Annotated in this window: 18 protein-coding genes and 2 pseudogenes; 10 read left to right on the top strand and 10 right to left on the bottom strand. The window is 44.5% G+C overall.

Annotated elements, in window-relative coordinates; all coding sequences use genetic code 11:
* Nucleotides 1-272: transposase (locus HMPREF9007_RS0124580; RefSeq protein WP_277754611.1), on the top strand; the 272-nt coding region annotated here is incomplete at its 5' end.
* A gap of 134 nt (nt 273-406) precedes the next feature.
* On the opposite strand, the gene HMPREF9007_RS21060 is transcribed toward HMPREF9007_RS0124580, so the two are convergent.
* Nucleotides 407-841: a DUF5053 domain-containing protein gene (locus HMPREF9007_RS21060; RefSeq protein ID WP_008760122.1), complete on the bottom strand. Its 435-nt coding sequence runs from the start codon at nt 839-841 to the stop codon at nt 407-409.
* A gap of 382 nt (nt 842-1,223) precedes the next feature.
* Nucleotides 1,224-3,088: pseudogene (locus HMPREF9007_RS21065) on the bottom strand (von Willebrand factor type A domain-containing protein).
* Between the two features lie 191 nt (nt 3,089-3,279).
* Here HMPREF9007_RS21065 and HMPREF9007_RS21070 point away from each other — a divergent pair.
* Genes HMPREF9007_RS21070 through HMPREF9007_RS21090 form a run of 5 tightly spaced genes read left to right on the top strand, consistent with a single transcriptional unit; the run spans nt 3,280 to nt 7,489 of the window.
* Nucleotides 3,280-3,933, top strand: a complete 654-nt coding sequence (locus HMPREF9007_RS21070) for a CDP-alcohol phosphatidyltransferase family protein (protein ID WP_008760121.1) — start codon at nt 3,280-3,282, stop codon at nt 3,931-3,933.
* The gene (locus HMPREF9007_RS21075) at nt 3,930-4,886 is read left to right on the top strand and encodes a phosphatidate cytidylyltransferase (protein WP_008760120.1); all 957 of its coding nucleotides are present in this window, start codon (nt 3,930-3,932) and stop codon (nt 4,884-4,886) included. Before HMPREF9007_RS21070 ends, HMPREF9007_RS21075 begins: the two co-directional genes overlap by 4 nt.
* 25 nt (nt 4,887-4,911) lie before the next feature.
* Entirely contained in the window at nt 4,912-5,565 is a 654-nt protein-coding gene (locus tag HMPREF9007_RS21080) for a lysophospholipid acyltransferase family protein (protein WP_032850076.1), read from the top strand.
* 5 nt (nt 5,566-5,570) lie between these two features.
* Nucleotides 5,571-6,143, top strand: a complete 573-nt coding sequence (locus HMPREF9007_RS21085; RefSeq protein WP_008760118.1) for a sigma-70 family RNA polymerase sigma factor — start codon at nt 5,571-5,573, stop codon at nt 6,141-6,143.
* On the top strand, nt 6,140-7,489 hold the full coding sequence (locus tag HMPREF9007_RS21090) for a carboxypeptidase-like regulatory domain-containing protein (RefSeq protein WP_008760117.1): 1,350 nt from the start codon (nt 6,140-6,142) through the stop codon (nt 7,487-7,489). Before HMPREF9007_RS21085 ends, HMPREF9007_RS21090 begins: the two co-directional genes overlap by 4 nt.
* A 247-nt stretch (nt 7,490-7,736) precedes the next feature.
* Here the strand turns inward: HMPREF9007_RS21090 and HMPREF9007_RS21095 are convergent, their stop codons facing one another.
* The 7 genes and pseudogenes from HMPREF9007_RS21095 to HMPREF9007_RS21125 form a co-directional block, all read right to left on the bottom strand.
* The gene (locus tag HMPREF9007_RS21095; RefSeq protein WP_008760116.1) at nt 7,737-8,909 is read right to left on the bottom strand and encodes a DUF418 domain-containing protein; all 1,173 of its coding nucleotides are present in this window, start codon (nt 8,907-8,909) and stop codon (nt 7,737-7,739) included.
* An 80-nt stretch (nt 8,910-8,989) separates the two neighbouring features.
* Nucleotides 8,990-9,861, bottom strand: a pseudogene (locus HMPREF9007_RS21100) (pyridoxamine kinase).
* A 100-nt stretch (nt 9,862-9,961) separates the two neighbouring features.
* Entirely contained in the window at nt 9,962-10,543 is a 582-nt protein-coding gene (locus HMPREF9007_RS21105; RefSeq protein WP_008760115.1) for an LUD domain-containing protein, read from the bottom strand.
* Nucleotides 10,540-11,925 carry a lactate utilization protein B gene (locus HMPREF9007_RS21110; protein WP_008760114.1) on the bottom strand — a complete coding sequence of 462 codons (1,386 nt, stop codon included), beginning with the start codon at nt 11,923-11,925 and terminating at the stop codon, nt 10,540-10,542. Before HMPREF9007_RS21110 ends, HMPREF9007_RS21105 begins: the two co-directional genes overlap by 4 nt.
* Complete coding sequence (locus tag HMPREF9007_RS21115) at nt 11,922-12,662, bottom strand: (Fe-S)-binding protein (protein WP_008760113.1); 741 nt, start codon at nt 12,660-12,662, stop codon at nt 11,922-11,924. The genes HMPREF9007_RS21110 and HMPREF9007_RS21115 overlap by 4 nt, the downstream gene beginning before the upstream one ends.
* A gap of 56 nt (nt 12,663-12,718) precedes the next feature.
* Nucleotides 12,719-13,264 carry a radical SAM protein gene (locus tag HMPREF9007_RS21120; protein WP_032850075.1) on the bottom strand — a complete coding sequence of 182 codons (546 nt, stop codon included), beginning with the start codon at nt 13,262-13,264 and terminating at the stop codon, nt 12,719-12,721.
* Between the two features lie 29 nt (nt 13,265-13,293).
* Complete coding sequence (locus HMPREF9007_RS21125; RefSeq protein WP_008760111.1) at nt 13,294-13,668, bottom strand: 6-carboxytetrahydropterin synthase; 375 nt, start codon at nt 13,666-13,668, stop codon at nt 13,294-13,296.
* A gap of 128 nt (nt 13,669-13,796) precedes the next feature.
* Here HMPREF9007_RS21125 and HMPREF9007_RS21130 point away from each other — a divergent pair, with 128 nt between their 5' ends.
* A complete protein-coding gene (locus HMPREF9007_RS21130) occupies nt 13,797-14,156 on the top strand; it encodes a YbaN family protein (RefSeq protein ID WP_008760110.1) in 360 nt (119 codons plus the stop codon).
* On the opposite strand, the gene HMPREF9007_RS21135 is transcribed toward HMPREF9007_RS21130, so the two are convergent.
* Entirely contained in the window at nt 14,126-14,692 is a 567-nt protein-coding gene (locus HMPREF9007_RS21135) for an MTA/SAH nucleosidase (RefSeq protein ID WP_008760109.1), read from the bottom strand. The two genes, HMPREF9007_RS21130 and HMPREF9007_RS21135, sit on opposite strands and share 31 nt — an antisense overlap.
* A gap of 149 nt (nt 14,693-14,841) precedes the next feature.
* Here HMPREF9007_RS21135 and HMPREF9007_RS21140 point away from each other — a divergent pair, with 149 nt between their 5' ends.
* The 3 genes from HMPREF9007_RS21140 to HMPREF9007_RS21150 form a co-directional block, all read left to right on the top strand.
* A complete protein-coding gene (locus HMPREF9007_RS21140) occupies nt 14,842-16,077 on the top strand; it encodes an acyltransferase (RefSeq protein ID WP_008760108.1) in 1,236 nt (411 codons plus the stop codon).
* A 21-nt stretch (nt 16,078-16,098) separates the two neighbouring features.
* Entirely contained in the window at nt 16,099-17,166 is a 1,068-nt protein-coding gene (locus HMPREF9007_RS21145) for a Gfo/Idh/MocA family oxidoreductase (protein WP_008760107.1), read from the top strand.
* Between the two features lie 57 nt (nt 17,167-17,223).
* Nucleotides 17,224-17,574 (top strand): twin-arginine translocation signal domain-containing protein (locus HMPREF9007_RS21150; protein ID WP_008760106.1); only part of this gene is annotated, 351 nt, incomplete at its 3' end.

Here is a 17,574-nt window from a genome sequence, read left to right as displayed (position 1 = left end):
GAAGGCGATGTATAGAACCGGAAGCAGTTTTTGGACAAATGAAACACAACATGGCATACAAAAGGTTCCGGCATGTGGGAGAAGACAAGGTTACAATGGACTTTGCCTTCTTTGCTATAGCTTTTAATATCAAAAAGATGTGTACAAAACTACTAAAAGCAGGAAAGAGAAGGAGTGCACACACTATATTTATCTTTATCAGACCACGTGTGACTCAAAATACGACGAATATTAAGCCTTATTACCTAATTACTGAAAAAATAGTCGCATAGACAAAAAAAGAGGAATGACTATTTTATATTAAAAAAAGAAGGGGATGTGCCTTAGTTTTGACACAGCCCCTTTTATATATAAAAAGCGGCTTCCAATTTAATATGGAAGCCGCTTTCATTCGAAAGTTGTGTTTTTAAAGGCGATGTTTCCTCAAGAGGAAAGCACTTTTCTTTATTCGTTCACTCAAATCGAGTAAACTATCTGATAATAAATCAATTTCATCGTCAGTAAAGGTAGCAACCTTGTTATTAACATGATAACCATTCATACGCTGACTGAACCAAGAACGCGACTTATTAAAATATTCTTCAGCAATATAAGACCAAGTAATAGCCGGAACAATATCTTTCAATGCTTGCTTGAAATCATATTCATCAATCAACGCTTGTGACTGGTCTATTGTTTGCTGAGCTTTATTGGAAAGAATCTCAGCAAATTCACGTTTTTCCTCTTCCGTTTTCCCTGATAAGGTATGAGCTATTTTACCCTGGAACTGTCTCCGTTGTTCATCTGTCTCCAGCTGGAGAAATTCATTCAACAAATTATTTATCTCTCTATCTGTTCCCATAACAAACATTTTTATATGATTGAGTTTTTAAAGCACCCCCTCAATACATGAGGAGGTTAATGTTAGTCTTTCAGTTGTTTGAGGAGTTCGATCAGCTTATCCAGTTGAATATCGATCAACCTCTCTAACTCTCTTTGTGGGTATCCTTGCTTCAACAATTCCTCCACACTTTGAGCATAGAACTACAAGCATCGCTTAACATGCTCTATGTGAGCCTTTAGCTCTTCCTGATTGTCAAACATCGCTTTAAAAACACAGTACAAACACAATAAACATTTGTTTATCAGCAAAACTATTGCAGATAAATCCGTCCTTTAAATTGATTCTTTAACACTTAGATACCTTCTTATAGCGTCTATACACTCTTTCCTAATTGTAATCGTTAATCACTTATGGTTTTCTCCTGCTTCATCCCTTTGGCAGTTTCTACCAAACGGATAAATTCTCTTCTGTATCCTTTTTCATCATTATCCAGTCCCTGCTTGGCAAAGCCGATCACTTTATCATAGCTTGCCTCTCCTTTGAAGTCAGAGTCCCGAAGCAGCTGACCGAACATAGCCACGGCAGAAGCGAAACGAAAATCGGAAGAAACATTATTTCCTTTATTATCCACAAAGGGAACTTCCATCTTTTTGCTGACGTCCTTGTCCGGAGCTTTATAGCGCAGTTTCACGGTCAGCAATTCATTAGAGCCGGTCGGCTGCACCGTCTCTTTTTGTTTCTTCTGATATTTCAGATCATCTATCTTTCCTACGTAGTCATTCTTTACGCCTACGGGAATCACTTCATAGAAAGCTGTCACCGTATGTCCGGCTCCCAATTCTCCGGCATCTTTGGCGTCATTATTAAAGTCTTCGTCTTTCAGCAAACGGCTCTCATAACCAACCAAACGATATGCCTGCACCTGAGCCGGATTAAATTCCACTTGCAGTTTTACGTCCTTCGCCACCGTATGAAGCGTAGCGCCAAACTCACCCACCAGGACACGATTGGCTTCCTGCAAATTATCGATATAAGCATGATTTCCATTTCCTTTTTCTGCTAAAGCCTGACCTTTATTGTCTTTATAGTTACCCATTCCATAACCTAGCACACTCAGGAATACTCCGCTCTTACGTTCCTTTTCTATCAACTGTTCCAAACCTTCCACAGAAGAAACACCTACATTGAAATCTCCATCGGAACAAAGAATGATCCGATTGTTTCCTTTAGGAAGGAAGTTCTGTTTAGCCACTTTATAAGCCAGTTGGATACCTGCGCCGCCGGCCGTAGAACCACCGGATGTCAGTTCGTCTATCGCATCACGTATTTTCTGTTTGTCACTGCCCGGAGTAGATTCCAGTTTTACGCTGGCGTTGCCTGCATACACAACGATGGCTACTTTATCTTTTTCACGCAGGTTATTAACTAATAGCTTCAGAGATGACTTCACCAGATCCAGACGGGTAGGTCCCCACATAGAACCGGATACATCAATCAAGAATACCAGATTAGATTCCGGAAGTTTGTCAGTCGGAATTTCCCTTGCTTTCAGTCCGATACGTACCAGACGATGATCAGCATTCCAGGGGCAAACACCTGCTTCCATTGTTATCTTCACCGGATCGCTTCCGGTCGGCTTCGCATAATCGTAGGAGAAATAATTCACTAACTCTTCTGTACGGATAGCATCAGGCACCGGCAAGGTACCACTGTTGATCATACGACGCATATTACTGTAAGAAGCGGCATCCACATCAATGGAGAAAGTAGAAAGCGGCGACTCTCCCACCTGCTTGAAACCATTTTCACTGATCGATTTATATTCTTCCGTATTTACTGCATCCATACGTACGGACGGGTGGCTGAGACTTGCCAGATTGACGGTTGATATGGCGCCGGTAACAGCTACCTTTCGCTGGCTGCCGTATCCGACGACAACACATTCTTCCAAAACATCAGAACTAGCCATAAGGCTTACGTCCATCTTTGCAGAGAATATGATTTTTTCCACTTTCTCAAAACCAATATAGCTGAAGATAAGAGTTCCCCCTTGTTTGCTTCAATCCTGTACTGCCCTTGTAGGTTCGTAACAGCTCCACGGGATGTTCCCTTCACCGTCACCGCACATCCTACCAACGGCGAACCGTCTGATCCGTCCGTCACCGTTCCCTTTACGATCAAAGGCTGTGCCCATACCGTACCACCCAATGTAGTAATCACTAACATCACCGTGAGCATCATTGCTCTGAGTTGATTTGTCTTCATAACTTTATCTTTTTAAAATGTTACAATTAATCCGCTTTTACTATAGAGATGCAGATTCCACACGGATTCCATAAACCAACAGAAGTTTTTTTTATTTTCATAGAAAAGAGCATGCTTTTCAAAATAATCCTTCATTCTTTTGCCGCTTCTAAGATGATGTGTATATTTGCGAACAATAAACATTCATAAAAATGAAACATGAAGTCGACGGAAGGCGGGAAATAGCCTCACGAAACACCGCTTGGGCTAACATTATCGCCCGTAAACTAACCGGTTGGGGCATCACTCCCAACCAGATTTCAATGATGAGTGTATTCTTTGCTTTGGCTGGTTGCCTTCTGCTGACAGGCACTGTTATCTATCCCGATTTCAATAAATACGTCGCTTATATTCTGTTCATCGTCTGTATGCAGTCGCGGTTACTATGCAATCTGTTTGACGGAATGGTGGCTATAGAAGGAGGAAAGAAAAGTGCCAACGGAGATTTATACAATGATATGCCCGACCGATTCGCCGATGCCTTGTTTATCATTCCTGTAGGCTATGTAGCCGGAGGATTCGGGATAGAACTGGGATGGCTTGCCGCCCTGCTTGCCGTAATGACCGCTTATTTCCGCTGGATAGGAGCTTACAAGACACAACAGCATTTCTTTAACGGCCCGATGGCGAAGCAACATCGTATGGCTTTACTGACACTGTGCTTTGTGATTGCCACCTGCACCATTCATTGGGGATATGAACAGATCGTGTGCCTCATTACTCTTATACTAATGAATATCGGTCTGATCGCCACTCTTATACACCGTTTATATCTTATGTCTCACACAAACAACGAAGCGAAATGAAACAACTGTTGGACAAATTATTCCCTACGCTAAGCGATGAGTTGATTATTGTAATCACCCTTATTATCTGTTTGCTGGTGACGGCAAGCATCGCTCTCTTTCTGGTAAAAAAGCTGTCGCCGAAAACCAATATCAGCGAACTGGTTGCCCGTACCCGCTCATGGTGGATTATGGCGGCAATGTTTATCGGTGCCGTTTTCATCAGCTACGACATTTCTTATTTTTTTCTTGCATTTCTCTCTTTTATAGCGTTCAGAGAACTTTATTCGGTATTAGGATTCAGAGAGGCAGACCGCCGTGCACTGTTCTGGGGCATATTGGCTATTCCTATCCAATACTATCTTGCTTATATCGCGTGGTATGGAGCATACATCATATTCATCCCCGTAGTTATGTTCCTGTTATTGCCATTACGACTGGTATTGAAAGGCGATACACACGGAATCACTAAATCCATCGCTTTGCTGCAATGGATTCTGATGCTTTCTGTATTTGGTATCAGCCACCTCGCTTATCTTCTCTCGTTACCCGAATTGCCGGGCTTCAATGCGGGAGGACGCGGACTGCTGATGTTCCTCGTGTTCCTTACAGAAATCAACGATATCATGCAGTTCGTCTGGGGAAAACTCTTCGGACGTCACAAAATTCTGCCCAAAGTGAGTCCCAACAAAACATGGGAAGGCTTTTTGGGAGGTGTCGTCAGCACTACGGTTATAGGATACTTTCTGGGATTCCTCACTCCGCTCTCCACGCCCAACGTAATTCTAGTCAGCGCCCTCATTGCCATTGCCGGATTTGCGGGAGATGTAGTCATCTCGGCCATCAAACGTGATAAATGCATCAAAGACATGGGAGATAGCATCCCTGGTCATGGTGGAGTATTCGACCGCATAGACTCCCTGTCCTATACAGCTCCGGTGTTCTTCCACCTCGTTTATTATATAGCTTATTAGCCGGCATACTATGAAAAAAAGATTCATGCAGTCTGCCATAATGCAGATACTATATAAAGGTATATTCCGGTGGTTTCTGAAACTGATCGTAGGAGTCCAGTTCCCCGATACCCGATTCCTTAGAAAAGAAGGACAATTCATCATCCTTGCCAATCACAACAGCCATCTGGATACACTCAGCCTGCTTTCTTCCCTACCCGGCAACCTTTTGTGGAAAGTAAAACCTGTAGCCGCGGAAGATTACTTCGGAAGAACCCGGTTTCAGGCCGCTTTCAGCAATTACTTCATCAACACCCTTCTCATCAGAAGAAAAGGAGAAAAGGACTCGGAACACGACCCACTCCGGAAAATGCTCGATGCCATCGATGAAGGATACTCGCTGATTCTTTTTCCCGAAGGTACAAGAGGGAAGCCCGAACAAATGGGAAAAATAAAGTCCGGCATAGCCCGTATCTTGTCTCTGCGACCGGAACTGAAATATATTCCGGTTTTCATGACCGGCATGGGACGTTCACTCCCCAAAGGAGAATTAATCTTATTGCCTTACAAGGCATCCATCTTTTACGGAACGCCTGCCGTGGCCGGAAGCACAGACGTTCATGAGATTCTAAAACAGATAACGGATGATTTTGAGATGATGAAAGATAAATATCAGGTAGTAACAGAAGACGACGAATAGAGAAAGTGCTGTTCAATGTACGAAACATATCGAAGCTATCGGACGAGGAACTACTGACCCATTATATAAAGTCCGGGGATACGGAATATTTCGGTGAACTATACAACCGTTATATCCCGCTGACGTACGGGCTTTGCCTGAAATATCTGCAAGATGAATACCAAGCGCAGGAAGCGGTGATGCAGATGTTTGAAGACCTGTTACCTAAAATCAGCAATTATGAGATAAAAGCATTCAAGCCGTGGCTCTATCGGGTGGCGAAGAACCATTGCCTGCAACTGTTACGAAAGGAAAACAAAGAAATTCCGCTGGATTATACCATTAATATTATGGAATCCGACGAATTTCTGCATCTATTAAGTGAAGAGGAAAGTTCGGAAGAGCAGCTGAAAGCATTGCACCACTGTCTGGAAAAGCTGCCCGAAGAACAAAGGACCAGCATTACACGTTTCTTCTTGGAAGAAATGTCGTATGCGGACATTGTCGAACAAACTGGATTTACTCTGAATAACGTGAAAAGCTATATCCAAAACGGAAAGCGAAACTTGAAAATTTGTATTAAGAAACAAGCCCTATGAAACTATTGGACTACATACGAGGACTCCGCAAAGGGAAAGAGGCACATCGACTGGAAAAAGAGTCGATGAAAGACCCTTTTCTGGCTGACGCTATGGATGGGTACCACCAAGTAGAAGGGGACCACGATGAACAGATTAATAAATTGCGGATGAAGGTAAACGCCCATTCGGCAAAGAAAAAAAATACGTATGCCGTCACCTGGAGCATTGCCGCCTGCCTGATTATAGGAATCGGAATCAGCAGTTACTTCCTGTTTCTGAAACAGAACGTTGGAGAGGATGTGTTTATAGCTAAGGAGCAGCCCGCCGCCACTGCAACTGTTCCTGCTCACAAAGAAGACACTTCCCTATCCGCTCCAAAGATGGAACCGGATTCCGGTCGCCCTTCTGCCACAAAGGAAACGGTCGGAAAAGATATAATCGCCAAGACAAGGCAGGATTCTCCATCCCAAAGTACACCTTCGAGGGCTCCTTCCGCAACGGTTCCTAAAGCAGTGGCTTCTAAAGCAGCGACTCCCCAAGCAACGCCTGCCGGAACTCCGATAATGGAAGAAATAGTTGCTCCGGCAGAGGAGCTGGAAGAAGCGGCTATCACAACGGTTACAGATACTTCTTTCCTGGATACCAACAGGAAAAAGATGAAAGTAGCTCAATTAGCCACCCAAATGAACAACATGATCAAAGGGAAAGTGACAGATGACAAAGGAGAACCACTCATCGGAGCTAACGTCACTTACAAAGGAACAACTTATGGAACGATAACGGATATCAACGGAGAATTCTCCTTGCCCAAAAAGGAAGGTAATGCGATATTAACTGCACATTATATTGGCTATAATCCGGTTAGTATACCGGCAGACACCAGTAAGACTATGCTGATAGCTATGCATGAAAATAAAACAACACTGAATGAAGTCGTAGTAACAGGATATGGCACACAGAAAAAGGTAGCTGTGACAGGAGCCATTTCTGCCGTATCAATCAAAGATTTGAAAAAAGCTTCGGGTGCATTACAGAAATCAGATACATTAAAAGATGCTGCTATCTCCCAAAAGGCCGATAGTTTACAGGGGGCTGTCATTCCGGAACCCGTAACAGGAATGAAGCAATATAAAAAGTATCTGAAAAAGAATCTGGCATACCCTGCGGATGACGCTTGCGCAGAAGTCAAAGGCAAGGTTACCTTGACTTTCTTTGTTAACAAAGAAGGGCGTCCCTTCGACATTAAAGTCAAGGAAAGTCTTTGCAAGTCTCTGGATAAGGAGGCCATACGCCTAATTCAAGAAGGTCCGGACTGGACTTACGGAAACCAATCGGCAGAAATCACAGTGAAATTCCACAAGTAATGTGGCCGGCAGAGTTCTTATGAGAGCTGACTTTTTATGAATTAGCTTTCTTATGAATGATGAATACAACAAGAATTATACTCACTTTAATAAGAAAAAGTTCTCACCACAGTGAGAATTAATTCTCATAGGCTTGAGAATATTTTCTCATTGCAATGAGTATTTTTTCTCACTGTGGTGAGAATTTTTTCTCATTGCGATGAGAATGGTTTGAGAATAATAAGCGCCTGTCAGTCGTTATAAGAGTCTAAATCCAAGTTCCTTTACGCCACAGGAATTCCAACGGTCCTTGCTTATGACGGGCAAGCCACCAGCGGCTGAATATCAACTGAATAGTGAAGATAAGCAATGCAATCAGCAGGCTTCCCGTTGCTCCTGCATACTTGTACATTGACAGTCCGAATCCGTAATAGATAGTTACTCCCATGATTGACTGAGAAATATAGTTTGTCAGACTCATGCGGCCGTAAGGAATCAGCAGACTTTGCCAGTTATATCCTGTGTCCTTCTTAAACCAAAGCAAGGTAAAGACAGAAACAAGAATGACCATAAAAGCAAAGTTGGCATAAGACGGAACAGCAATCTTATACGGGACCATTATAGATGGGTTTGTAATCAACTGAGGTACAAAGGTTTTCAAGCAATAGAGAGGAATAAATGCGATAGTAGCACCAGCTAACATCTTCTTCCAGAAACGCAAAGACTCTTCACTTTTCATAAAATACTTCCGACGTCCTAAAAGCATTCCGAACATGAATAAAGCGGCGGTCTGAAACAAGCGACCGTTTTCTACTTGCCAGATATTGCTGTACAACTGTCCGTCAGTAATATTGGAACGGAGTACTTCAAAGAAACTACCATTGGATGTCACTTCCTGAGCAAGTTCGAAGTAAGGAATAAAATGTCCTGTTGACGGTACATACTCCGGATTGATCATTGCATAGATGGCACGCCCCCATTCATAAGGTTGCAAAAGTAAGATGGCAGCAATCCAAAAGACCGTCTTATCTTTGAGCTTGCAAACAGGAATCAAGGCAAAGCCGACTACTGCATAAAGCAAAAGAATATCCCCGTTGTAGAACAAGGCATGTAATTGTGCAAACAGGAAAAGCAGGCACATCCGCCACGCAAATCGTCCACGGAAATCTGTTCCGCGCTTTTCCGCATTATGAAACTGGATATAGAAACTAAATCCGAACAACAAAGAGAACGTAGCATATGCCTTCCCTGCAAACAGGAAGAACATGGTATCCCACGCATACTTATCTATAGTCTGCAACCATGCCGGCAACGTATAATCCAGCGGTAAAAACAGATTATAGTGTTCAAGGTTGTGCAACAATACAATAGCCAGCAGGGCAAATCCGCGCAGAGCATCTACTACTCCGAGCCGTTCAGTCGTTTTAAGTGTTTGAGTCATCAGATATGTTTATTCATGATTACTAATTAGGCAGTAAAAATAGTAGAAATATCTGAAGTACAAAAGTTTATAAATATTAATTATATCAACTCATAGCTTGCCATTTGTATCGGCATATCCAGATTATGAAGCACTTTTTCCAGTAGAATACCTTCCCGATTGTCATACTCATAGCCGAAAGTTGCCCGAATTCCTTGCAGAATAAACTGGGTAGCACGGTCCAACGCCATCGGAAGACTGTCTCCCTGCATCAAGGAGCCGGTGATCACACTTGTGAATGTATCCCCTGTGCCCGGATAGTGGGCAGGCAGATAAGGGCAAGTCACTTTCCAGTAGCGGTTTCCCTGACGATTATAGGCATATACGGAAGTCTTATGAGGCTCATCGTGCACCGGAACACTGGTGATAATAACCACCTGCGGACCTTTGTCGGACAGGAGACGGAGATATTCTTTCAGTTCCTCATCCGTACTATCCGCTTTATACGGTTCGTCCAGCAATAAAACAGTTCTGTCAGATTCGGTGTGATCACATCCGCTTTGGTTATCAGATGACGCATTTCTTTCACCATCTCCATATCAAAGTTGGTATAAAGCCGGCCGTTATCACCCAGCACCGGATCGGCTACTATCAGACTATCCGGCTGACGAAAATCCTTGATGAAATCGGAAACAATCTGAATCTGCCTCGGGGAACCTAGATAACCGGTATAAATGGCATCAAACTGAACCTCCAGTTTTTTCCATTCGGCTATGATCTTCGGCATTTCATCCGTCAGGTCCAGAAAGGAGAAGCCGGGATACTGCGTATGGTTGGACAATACTGCCGTAGGAAGCGGACAAACCTGAAAACCCATAGAAGATAAGATAGGAATAACGACTGTCAGAGAAACACGTCCCATCCCCGAAAGGTCATGAACGGCAGCTATCTTCTTTACTTTATTTGCATACATACTGTTTTTATTATTAGACGATTATAGTACCGACTTTTTAATCAGCCCCTAAGCTTCTATTGTTTTAAATCCAAATTTATTTTAGAATAATAAAGCGGAGTTACGTCAATATGACCAAAACTTCCCGTGCTCCATGCGCTCCCATGACCAATGCCTGTTCGATGTCCGCCGTCTTTGACGGGCCGGAAATAAAGGTCCCGAACTGATATTCCTGTCCGTCCAGTTTGCGATAAGCGTCGTACATGGTATCCACAATTTTATTCCGGTCGATCAGAATCACCAGTTTCTCCGAAATAAAATAAATCGCTTTGTACTTCACGGTTTGCGGTATCCAGACAGCGCCGTTCTCCGCTACTCCGATCTCTCCCTGAATAACGGCTATCTCGGTTCCGTCCAGTTCTTTCGGGTCGTCCACCATATCCGGATTGAAAGTTGCGCAAGATATATCCGGCAATACGGAAGCAATGCGCATCGCATCCGGATATGTCCGGCGAATGACGGCATTCACATCTTCGCCTTCGCCCAATACCACTGCCGTACCACCTACCGCCCGGCTGATAGCGCAAAATTGCTCTATTTTGTCCGGATACGTCAAACGTTTCATATCCGCTATATCCGGCTTTTCGTAGCGTGTCTGCGTATGCTTGCGGATGCTCGCCAATATTTCTTCTCTGCTGCTCATTTTGATTCCTCCTTTCCCTGTACCTCATTTTTCTTCCACATTTCGTTGAATGACTCTTTGGCAAATTCCGGCAGTTCGCGTCCTTTGCCCCAATCGTCAAAGTCATTGTATTTCATAAAGCGTGGCAGACTGTTCACCATCGGAGCCGCCCACAGAGCCGCATTGAACAATGCAGGACGTTCCATCAGGAACTTCATGCCACCGGACATTATCTTCTTTCCGGTATTCGCCTTTCCCAATCCGTCCAAATCCTGACGCCACTTGTAAATCTGTTCTGCCAAATCCACTTTTACCGGACAGACATCGGAACAGGACATACACAAAGAGCAGGCGGAAAGATTATCATAATACTTCTCCGGATCATGAGCCATCCCCAGATTGATACCGATAGGGCCGGGTATAAAGTAAGTGTAGGAGTATCCCCCACTCCGGCGATAGACCGGACAAGTATTCATACAGGCACCGCAACGGATACAGTTTAATGTCTTGATATGGTCGGGCTTGGAAAGGATCGTACTCCGGCCGTTATCCACAATAATAATATGATATTCGCCGCCTTCACGAGGACGGCGGTAATGAGAGGTATAGGTAGTCACCGGCTGTCCGGTTGCCGAACGTGCCAGCAGACGGGTGAACACACCCAGCGCATCCAGATCCGGCACGATCTTCTCCATGCCGAAAGCGGCTATATTCAACTTCGGATAAGAAGTACCCATATCGGCATTCCCTTCATTGGTGCAGACTACAATGTCTCCGGTAGAGGCTACGGCAAAGTTGGCGCCCGTCATGGCGGCTTCCGCATTCAAAAAAAGGTGGCGCAGATTCTTGCGTGCGGCATGAGTAAGGTAGGTCGGGTCGAAGTTTCCTTTTTCCGTACCCATCTCCTTTTCAAACAGTTCTCCCACTTGCTCCCGTTTGATGTGGATAGCAGGAAGAACGATATGGCTCGGTTCGAGATGCATCAATTGTAAAATACGTTCGCCCAAGTCGGACTCTACCACGTCTATTCCGCGTTCCATCAAGAAGGGATTCAACCCGCACTCTTCGGCAAGCATCGACTTGCTCTTGATGAAATGATGTACATTATGCTCATTCAGTATTTCGTACACAATGGCACAATATTCGTCCGCATCTTTTGCCCAGTGCACAATCGCTCCATTAGCAGTAGCGTTCTTTTCAAACTCTTGCAAAAGCTCTTCGAGATGGCTGTTGGAATACAGTTTCAGTTCACAAGCCTTGTTGCGAAGCTCTTCCCATTCGGGAACTTCCTTGCTCATCTTGTCCCTTTTGGCTCGGACCATCCAAAGGGTTTCATTATGCCATGCTGCCATCTTGCTGTCCTGCAAGAACTTTTCGGCAGCCTTTGAATGTTTGGTACTCATGATTGCGACGCTAATATTTCTACAATATGGATAATTTGAATTGGCAGATGCTCCCGTTTGATCACACCTTGCATGTGCATCAGGCAGGAACTGTCCGCTCCGACAATGTATTCGGCTCCGGTAGCCATGTGGTCTTTCACCTTATCACGCCCCATGCAAACGGATACCGCCTGCTCTTCTACGGCAAACATACCGCCAAACCCGCAACATTCGTCTATATGGCTGGGCTCGAAAACTTCGATGCCTTCGACCATATCGAGCAGATCACGCAATTTATTGTAATAAGGGATGTTTAACTCACTGGGAGCGGAAATCAAGAGCTCGCGCACACCGTGGCAACTGTTGTGGATGCTGACTTTATGCGGGAAGCGTGCGGGTATCTTCGTCGGTTTAAGCACATCATGGATAAACTCGCAGAGGTCGTAAATCTTCCCCGCACTTTGGCAGACGTGCCCTTCTTTTTCAAGGATACCGGGATGATTCTCTTTCACAAATGCCACACAACTGGCGGAAGGGCCGACAATGTAATCGTACTCCCGGAACAGATCGTCAAAACGGAGCGCCAGCTTCATCGATTCATCTTCAAAACCGGCATTCGCCATCGGTTGTCCGCAACAGGTCTGATCCAACGGATAATCGACATCTACTCCTAAACTTTTCAATAGTTTATACGATGCTACCCCCACATTGGGATAGATAGCATTGATATAACAAGGAATAAATAAACCTACTTTCATAATTATATTACGTAAAATTTAGATGCATCCTCTGCTACTACATCCGTTTTCTCTACTTACCGGATGTCGATTAGTTTGTGTGTTTGCAGGCTTAGTCTCCATTTAGGATGTCGCATTACACAGTCCACTGTCAAAGCAGTGTTATTACAAGAACAAGGCTGGAGGAAAAAATGTTCAGCGGGAAGCAGTTCATAAATACTTATATCTTGCCCTTCGTAGACAACTTTCACTTCATCCATCCGGGTAATCCCTAATTTGACACCCTGCTTGGGCGAACAGGTCACCCAGTCGATGGACTCCGGCAGCGGTCGTGTGCCGTTGGTTTCGATACAAACGTATTTACCCGCTTTGTGCAGACGGTCGATCAGTGCGTCGTCTATCCAGAGCGAAGGTTCTCCCCCTGTGAGGATAACGGTAACGGCGGGATATTTGCTGACTTCGGCTATGATTTCGTCGTCAGTCATCAAGGTGCCTGCTTCGTGTTGTGTGTCGCAAAAACTGCATTTCAGGTTGCATCCGGAAAAGCGGATGAAGACTGCCGGAGTACCTGTGTGGTAGCCTTCACCCTGTAGACTGTAAAAGATTTCATTAATCTTTCTCATCATTCGAGCTGTTCTAAAATTTCTATTGTCTATTCTGTCTCTCCTGCTGCCGGAGTTTTCTCATTTGCCGCAGCATCTTTCTCGTAGATGACAATGTTTCCTTCGGACTCCTGCACTTCTACTTTATAGCATTGCGGAATCTGCTTGCAAACCCATCGGGCAATGTTTTCTGCTGTCGGATTGAATGGAAGTACTTCATTCAGATTCTGATGGTCCAGTTTCTCCGTGACCACTTCTTTGATTCGGGTGAAATCCACCACCATTCCTTCGGAGTTGAGCCGTGAGGAACGGCAATAGACAGTGATAATCCAGTTGTGACCGTGTAGACTGGCGCATTTACTGCGATACGGAAGTACCAGTTTGTGAGAAGCTGATATCTCCATGCGTTTGATTACTGTAAACATGGCTGTATGTATTTATTATAGTTACATGCATCTAATGTCACCTCGATGCAAGGACAAAGGTAATATAAAAAGAGCTTTCATCCAGCAAACCCGATTATTTTTTCCTGTTTTTACACTATCTTTGCCGAATGAAAACTCTTTATATTGTTTTAGGAAGCATATCTCTCGGACTCGGCATTCTCGGCATCTTTCTGCCGTTACTGCCCACTACCCCTTTTCTGTTACTGACCGCCGCGCTTTATTTCAAAGGGTCGCCACGATTATATAACTGGTTGCTGAATCACCGGCACTTCGGTCCATATATCCGCAATTTCCGGGAAAACAAGGCAATACCGCTCCGCGCCAAGATTATCTCCCTTGTGCTGATGTGGGGAACGATGCTCTATTGCATCTTCTTCCTGATTCCACTTCTATGGGTGAAAATCCTTCTGGGACTGATAGCGGCAGGAGTCACCTATCATATTCTTTCTTTCAAGACATTGAAATAGTTCGAAAGTCCCTGACGGGCGTCGGCAAGTTTGTCCTCCCAATGTTTCACGGAGTTTTGTCCGATAATGTCGGTCACGTACTTCACAGAAACAAAAGGAATCTCTTTGGAACGGCAGACGAAGGCTTGCGCATACGCCTCCATGTCGACGACATCTCCGCTTACGTGAGTCAGCTCCGTCAGGAAACCATCTCCCGTATTACAGATTCCCTCTTCCGTCCAATGCTTGCAGAAGCCTTTTGTTTCAAGCAAAGCGGAAGAATCTATTTCGCATTCCAAACCTAGTCCGGCTAGTTTCTGCATATCGCGGTCTATAAATTTGCGGCAGACAAAGATATCCCCTACCTGATGATTGACTGTTCCTGCACTTCCGAGATTCAAAACGAGATCGGGCTGCACCTGGCGGATCGCTTCTGCCAGATGAAAGGCGGACTTCACTTTTCCGATCCCCGTACGGATGTAATAAGGCTCTACATCGGGCCACTTTATCTCTACAAATTCGCCTTGAACGGCATACGTTACTAATATTTTCAGCATAAGTTTTCTGTATAAAAAGACATTACCACATGCAAAAATAAGCATTTATACTTGAAATGGTCAGAGATTGTTCTAAAATGATCAGTTTTTAATGATGGTTGCTTCCACAGTTCGCTAACTTTGCCTACATAACTTAAAAACAAAATATCATGACTCAAAACTCTATTGCGGACAACCGGATGGTCTGGCTGGATGTTGTCCGTTGCGTCGCCATGCTAATGGTAATCGGCGTACATTGCATTGACCCTTTTTACATTTCTCCTACGATGCGCGTTATTCCCGAGTACACACATTGGGCAGCCATCTACGGTTCGCTTCTCCGTCCTTCGGTTCCCTTATTCGTAATGATGACCGGATTACTGCTGCTACCGGTCAGGCAACAGCCTTTAGGCACTTTTTATAAGAAGCGCATCTTCCGCGTACTTTTCCCGTTCCTCATCTGGTCGGTACTTTACAGTATGTTCCCCTGGTTCACGGGGCTGCTGGGTCTGCCCAAAGAAATCATCGGCGACTTCTTCTGCTATACTCAGGGACATGAGTCGCAAAGCCTCATCGATTCTCTGAAAGATGTAGCCATGATACCGTTCAACTTCAGCCATAAGGAGAACCATATGTGGTATATCTATCTGCTCATCGGATTGTATCTTTATATGCCTTTCTTCTCTGCATGGGTAGAGCGGGCAAGCAACAAAACCAAACAAATTTTCCTTTTCATCTGGATTGTTTCCCTGTTTATCCCGTATATCCGCGAATATGTAGCCAATATGCTTTTCGACCGGAGCGGCTATGTATTCGGCACTGACACGTGGAACGAGTTCAGTATGTTCTACTACTTTGCCGGATTCAACGGCTACCTGCTGTTGGGACATTATCTGAAAGAAGGCGGCAACGGAAATGCACTAAAAATTTTCTGGCCTTTTAGTGGTTCGTCAAAAGATGATCGTCTTACTAATGATTGGAGTGTTTGGAAGACACTCCTCATTTGTGCCGTGATGTTTGCCATTGGATATTATGTGACGTACACAGGGTTCAGCACAACTGCCGCCAACCCGAATGCTACGGAGACTGAGATGGAACTGTACTTCACATTCTGTAGTCCGAACGTGTTGCTGATGACTTTAGCCATGTTCCTGATGTTGCAGAAAGTAGTAATCAATACACCTGTTATCGTCAAAGCATTAGCCAACATGACCCAATGCGGTTTTGGAATTTATATGGTACACTACTTTGTAGTAGGTCCGTTCTTTCTGCTGATAGGTCCTTCGGAAATTCCAATTCCGTTGCAGGTTCCGTTGATGGCAGTTTGTATTTTCCTTTGCAGCTGGGCATTCACCGCACTACTATATAAGCTGATGCCTCACAAGGCAAAGTATATAATGGGATAAAGAAACTAAAAAAGATATACGATGAAAATTAAAGTTGGTCTTATTGGATTCGGTCGAATGGGACGATTTTATTTGAAAGAGATGCAGAAAAGCGGAAGATGGGAAGTCGCATACATTTGCGACATCAATCCCGACTGCCGCGAACTGGCAAAGCAATTGTCGCCCGAATCGAAAATACTCGAAAATGAACAGGAAATGTTCGATGATGAAAGTGTACAGGTAGTGGGACTCTTCGCGTTGGCAGATTCAAGGCTTGACCGGATTGAAAAGGCTATCAAATACGGGAAACATATCATCTCCGAGAAACCGGTATCAGACACCATAGACAAAGAATGGAAAGTAGTGGACATCACCGAGAAAGCCAGTTGTTTTTCTACCGTCAATTTGTATCTCCGCAACGCCTGGTATCATCAGACTATCAAACAGTTTATCGATCAGGGCGAGATCGGCGAACTTGCCATTCTGCGAATCTGCCACATGACTCCGGGTCTCGCACCGGGCGAAGGTCACGAATATGAAGGCCCCGCCTTCCATGACTGCGGAATGCATTATGTAGACATTGCACGCTGGTATGCCGGATGCGAATACAAGACATGGCATGCGCAGGGCGTCAATATGTGGAGTTATAAAGATCCTTGGTGGGTACAGTGTCACGGGACATTCCAGAACGGCGTTGTTTTTGATATCACTCAGGGGTTTGTGTACGGACAATTGTCCAAAGATCAGACTCATAACTCATACGTGGACATCATCGGTACCAAAGGTATTGCCCGAATGACACATGACTTCAAGACAGCTGTCGTCGATCTGCGTGGAGTGACGCAGACCCATCATATAGAGAAGCCGTTCGGTGGAAAAAACATCGATGTGCTGTGCGACTTATTCGCCGACTCCATAGAGACCGGAATCAGAAATCCCCAACTGCCGCTCATACGCGATTCAGCCATCGCATCGGAATATGCATGGACCTTTTTGCACGATGCCTATACACATGATTTGCCTGCTATCGGTGAACTGGAGACACTTGAGCAAATATGGGAAAGAAGAAGAAATATGAAAAATGGATACGGATTACTTCAAAAGCCATAATAAATATTCAATAAAATAAGAAACTGAAATCAATTATTAACTCTTAAAAATAAAACCATGTCAGACTTTTCAAGAAGAAAATTTCTTAAAACGGGAGCCGCTGCTTTAGCAGGAATCACCATTGCTCCCAGTTCTATTTTAGGTATGAGCCACGGGCACGTTTCACCAACCGACAAACTGAACCTCGCAGCCGTAGGTATCGGCGGTATGGGCCATGCCAACATCAACAACGTGAAGGGCACCGAAAACATCGTAGCCCTTTGTGACGTAGACTGGAAATATGCCAAAGGCGTATTCGATGAATTCCCGAATGCGAAGAAATACTGGGATTACCGCAAGATGTACGATGAAATGGGCAAATCCATTGACGGCGTAATCATTGCTACCGCCGACCATACTCATGCCATC

The sequence above is a fragment of the Bacteroides sp. 1_1_14 genome (assembly GCF_000162515.1).
Taxonomy (GTDB): domain Bacteria; phylum Bacteroidota; class Bacteroidia; order Bacteroidales; family Bacteroidaceae; genus Bacteroides; species Bacteroides thetaiotaomicron.
Note: the sequence above shows the minus strand (reverse complement) of the source record. Positions and strands in the feature narration are given on the sequence as shown.

Excerpts from the sequence above, each read along its gene's own strand:
- HMPREF9007_RS21070 (WP_008760121.1), top strand. The coding sequence starts at position 3,280 with ATGAAACATGAAGTCGACGGAAGGCGGGAAATAGCCTCACGAAACACC.
- HMPREF9007_RS21145 (WP_008760107.1), top strand. The coding sequence starts at position 16,099 with ATGAAAATTAAAGTTGGTCTTATTGGATTCGGTCGAATGGGACGATTT.
- HMPREF9007_RS21120 (WP_032850075.1), bottom strand. The coding sequence starts at position 13,264 with ATGAGAAAGATTAATGAAATCTTTTACAGTCTACAGGGTGAAGGCTAC.
- HMPREF9007_RS21105 (WP_008760115.1), bottom strand. The coding sequence starts at position 10,543 with ATGAGCAGCAGAGAAGAAATATTGGCGAGCATCCGCAAGCATACGCAG.
- HMPREF9007_RS21125 (WP_008760111.1), bottom strand. The coding sequence starts at position 13,668 with ATGTTTACAGTAATCAAACGCATGGAGATATCAGCTTCTCACAAACTG.
- HMPREF9007_RS21110 (WP_008760114.1), bottom strand. The coding sequence starts at position 11,925 with ATGAGTACCAAACATTCAAAGGCTGCCGAAAAGTTCTTGCAGGACAGC.
- HMPREF9007_RS21115 (WP_008760113.1), bottom strand. The coding sequence starts at position 12,662 with ATGAAAGTAGGTTTATTTATTCCTTGTTATATCAATGCTATCTATCCC.
- HMPREF9007_RS21090 (WP_008760117.1), top strand. The coding sequence starts at position 6,140 with ATGAAACTATTGGACTACATACGAGGACTCCGCAAAGGGAAAGAGGCA.
- HMPREF9007_RS21130 (WP_008760110.1), top strand. The coding sequence starts at position 13,797 with ATGAAAACTCTTTATATTGTTTTAGGAAGCATATCTCTCGGACTCGGC.
- HMPREF9007_RS21095 (WP_008760116.1), bottom strand. The coding sequence starts at position 8,909 with ATGACTCAAACACTTAAAACGACTGAACGGCTCGGAGTAGTAGATGCT.
- HMPREF9007_RS21135 (WP_008760109.1), bottom strand. The coding sequence starts at position 14,692 with ATGCTGAAAATATTAGTAACGTATGCCGTTCAAGGCGAATTTGTAGAG.
- HMPREF9007_RS21140 (WP_008760108.1), top strand. The coding sequence starts at position 14,842 with ATGACTCAAAACTCTATTGCGGACAACCGGATGGTCTGGCTGGATGTT.
- HMPREF9007_RS21075 (WP_008760120.1), top strand. The coding sequence starts at position 3,930 with ATGAAACAACTGTTGGACAAATTATTCCCTACGCTAAGCGATGAGTTG.
- HMPREF9007_RS21060 (WP_008760122.1), bottom strand. The coding sequence starts at position 841 with ATGGGAACAGATAGAGAGATAAATAATTTGTTGAATGAATTTCTCCAG.
- HMPREF9007_RS21080 (WP_032850076.1), top strand. The coding sequence starts at position 4,912 with ATGCAGTCTGCCATAATGCAGATACTATATAAAGGTATATTCCGGTGG.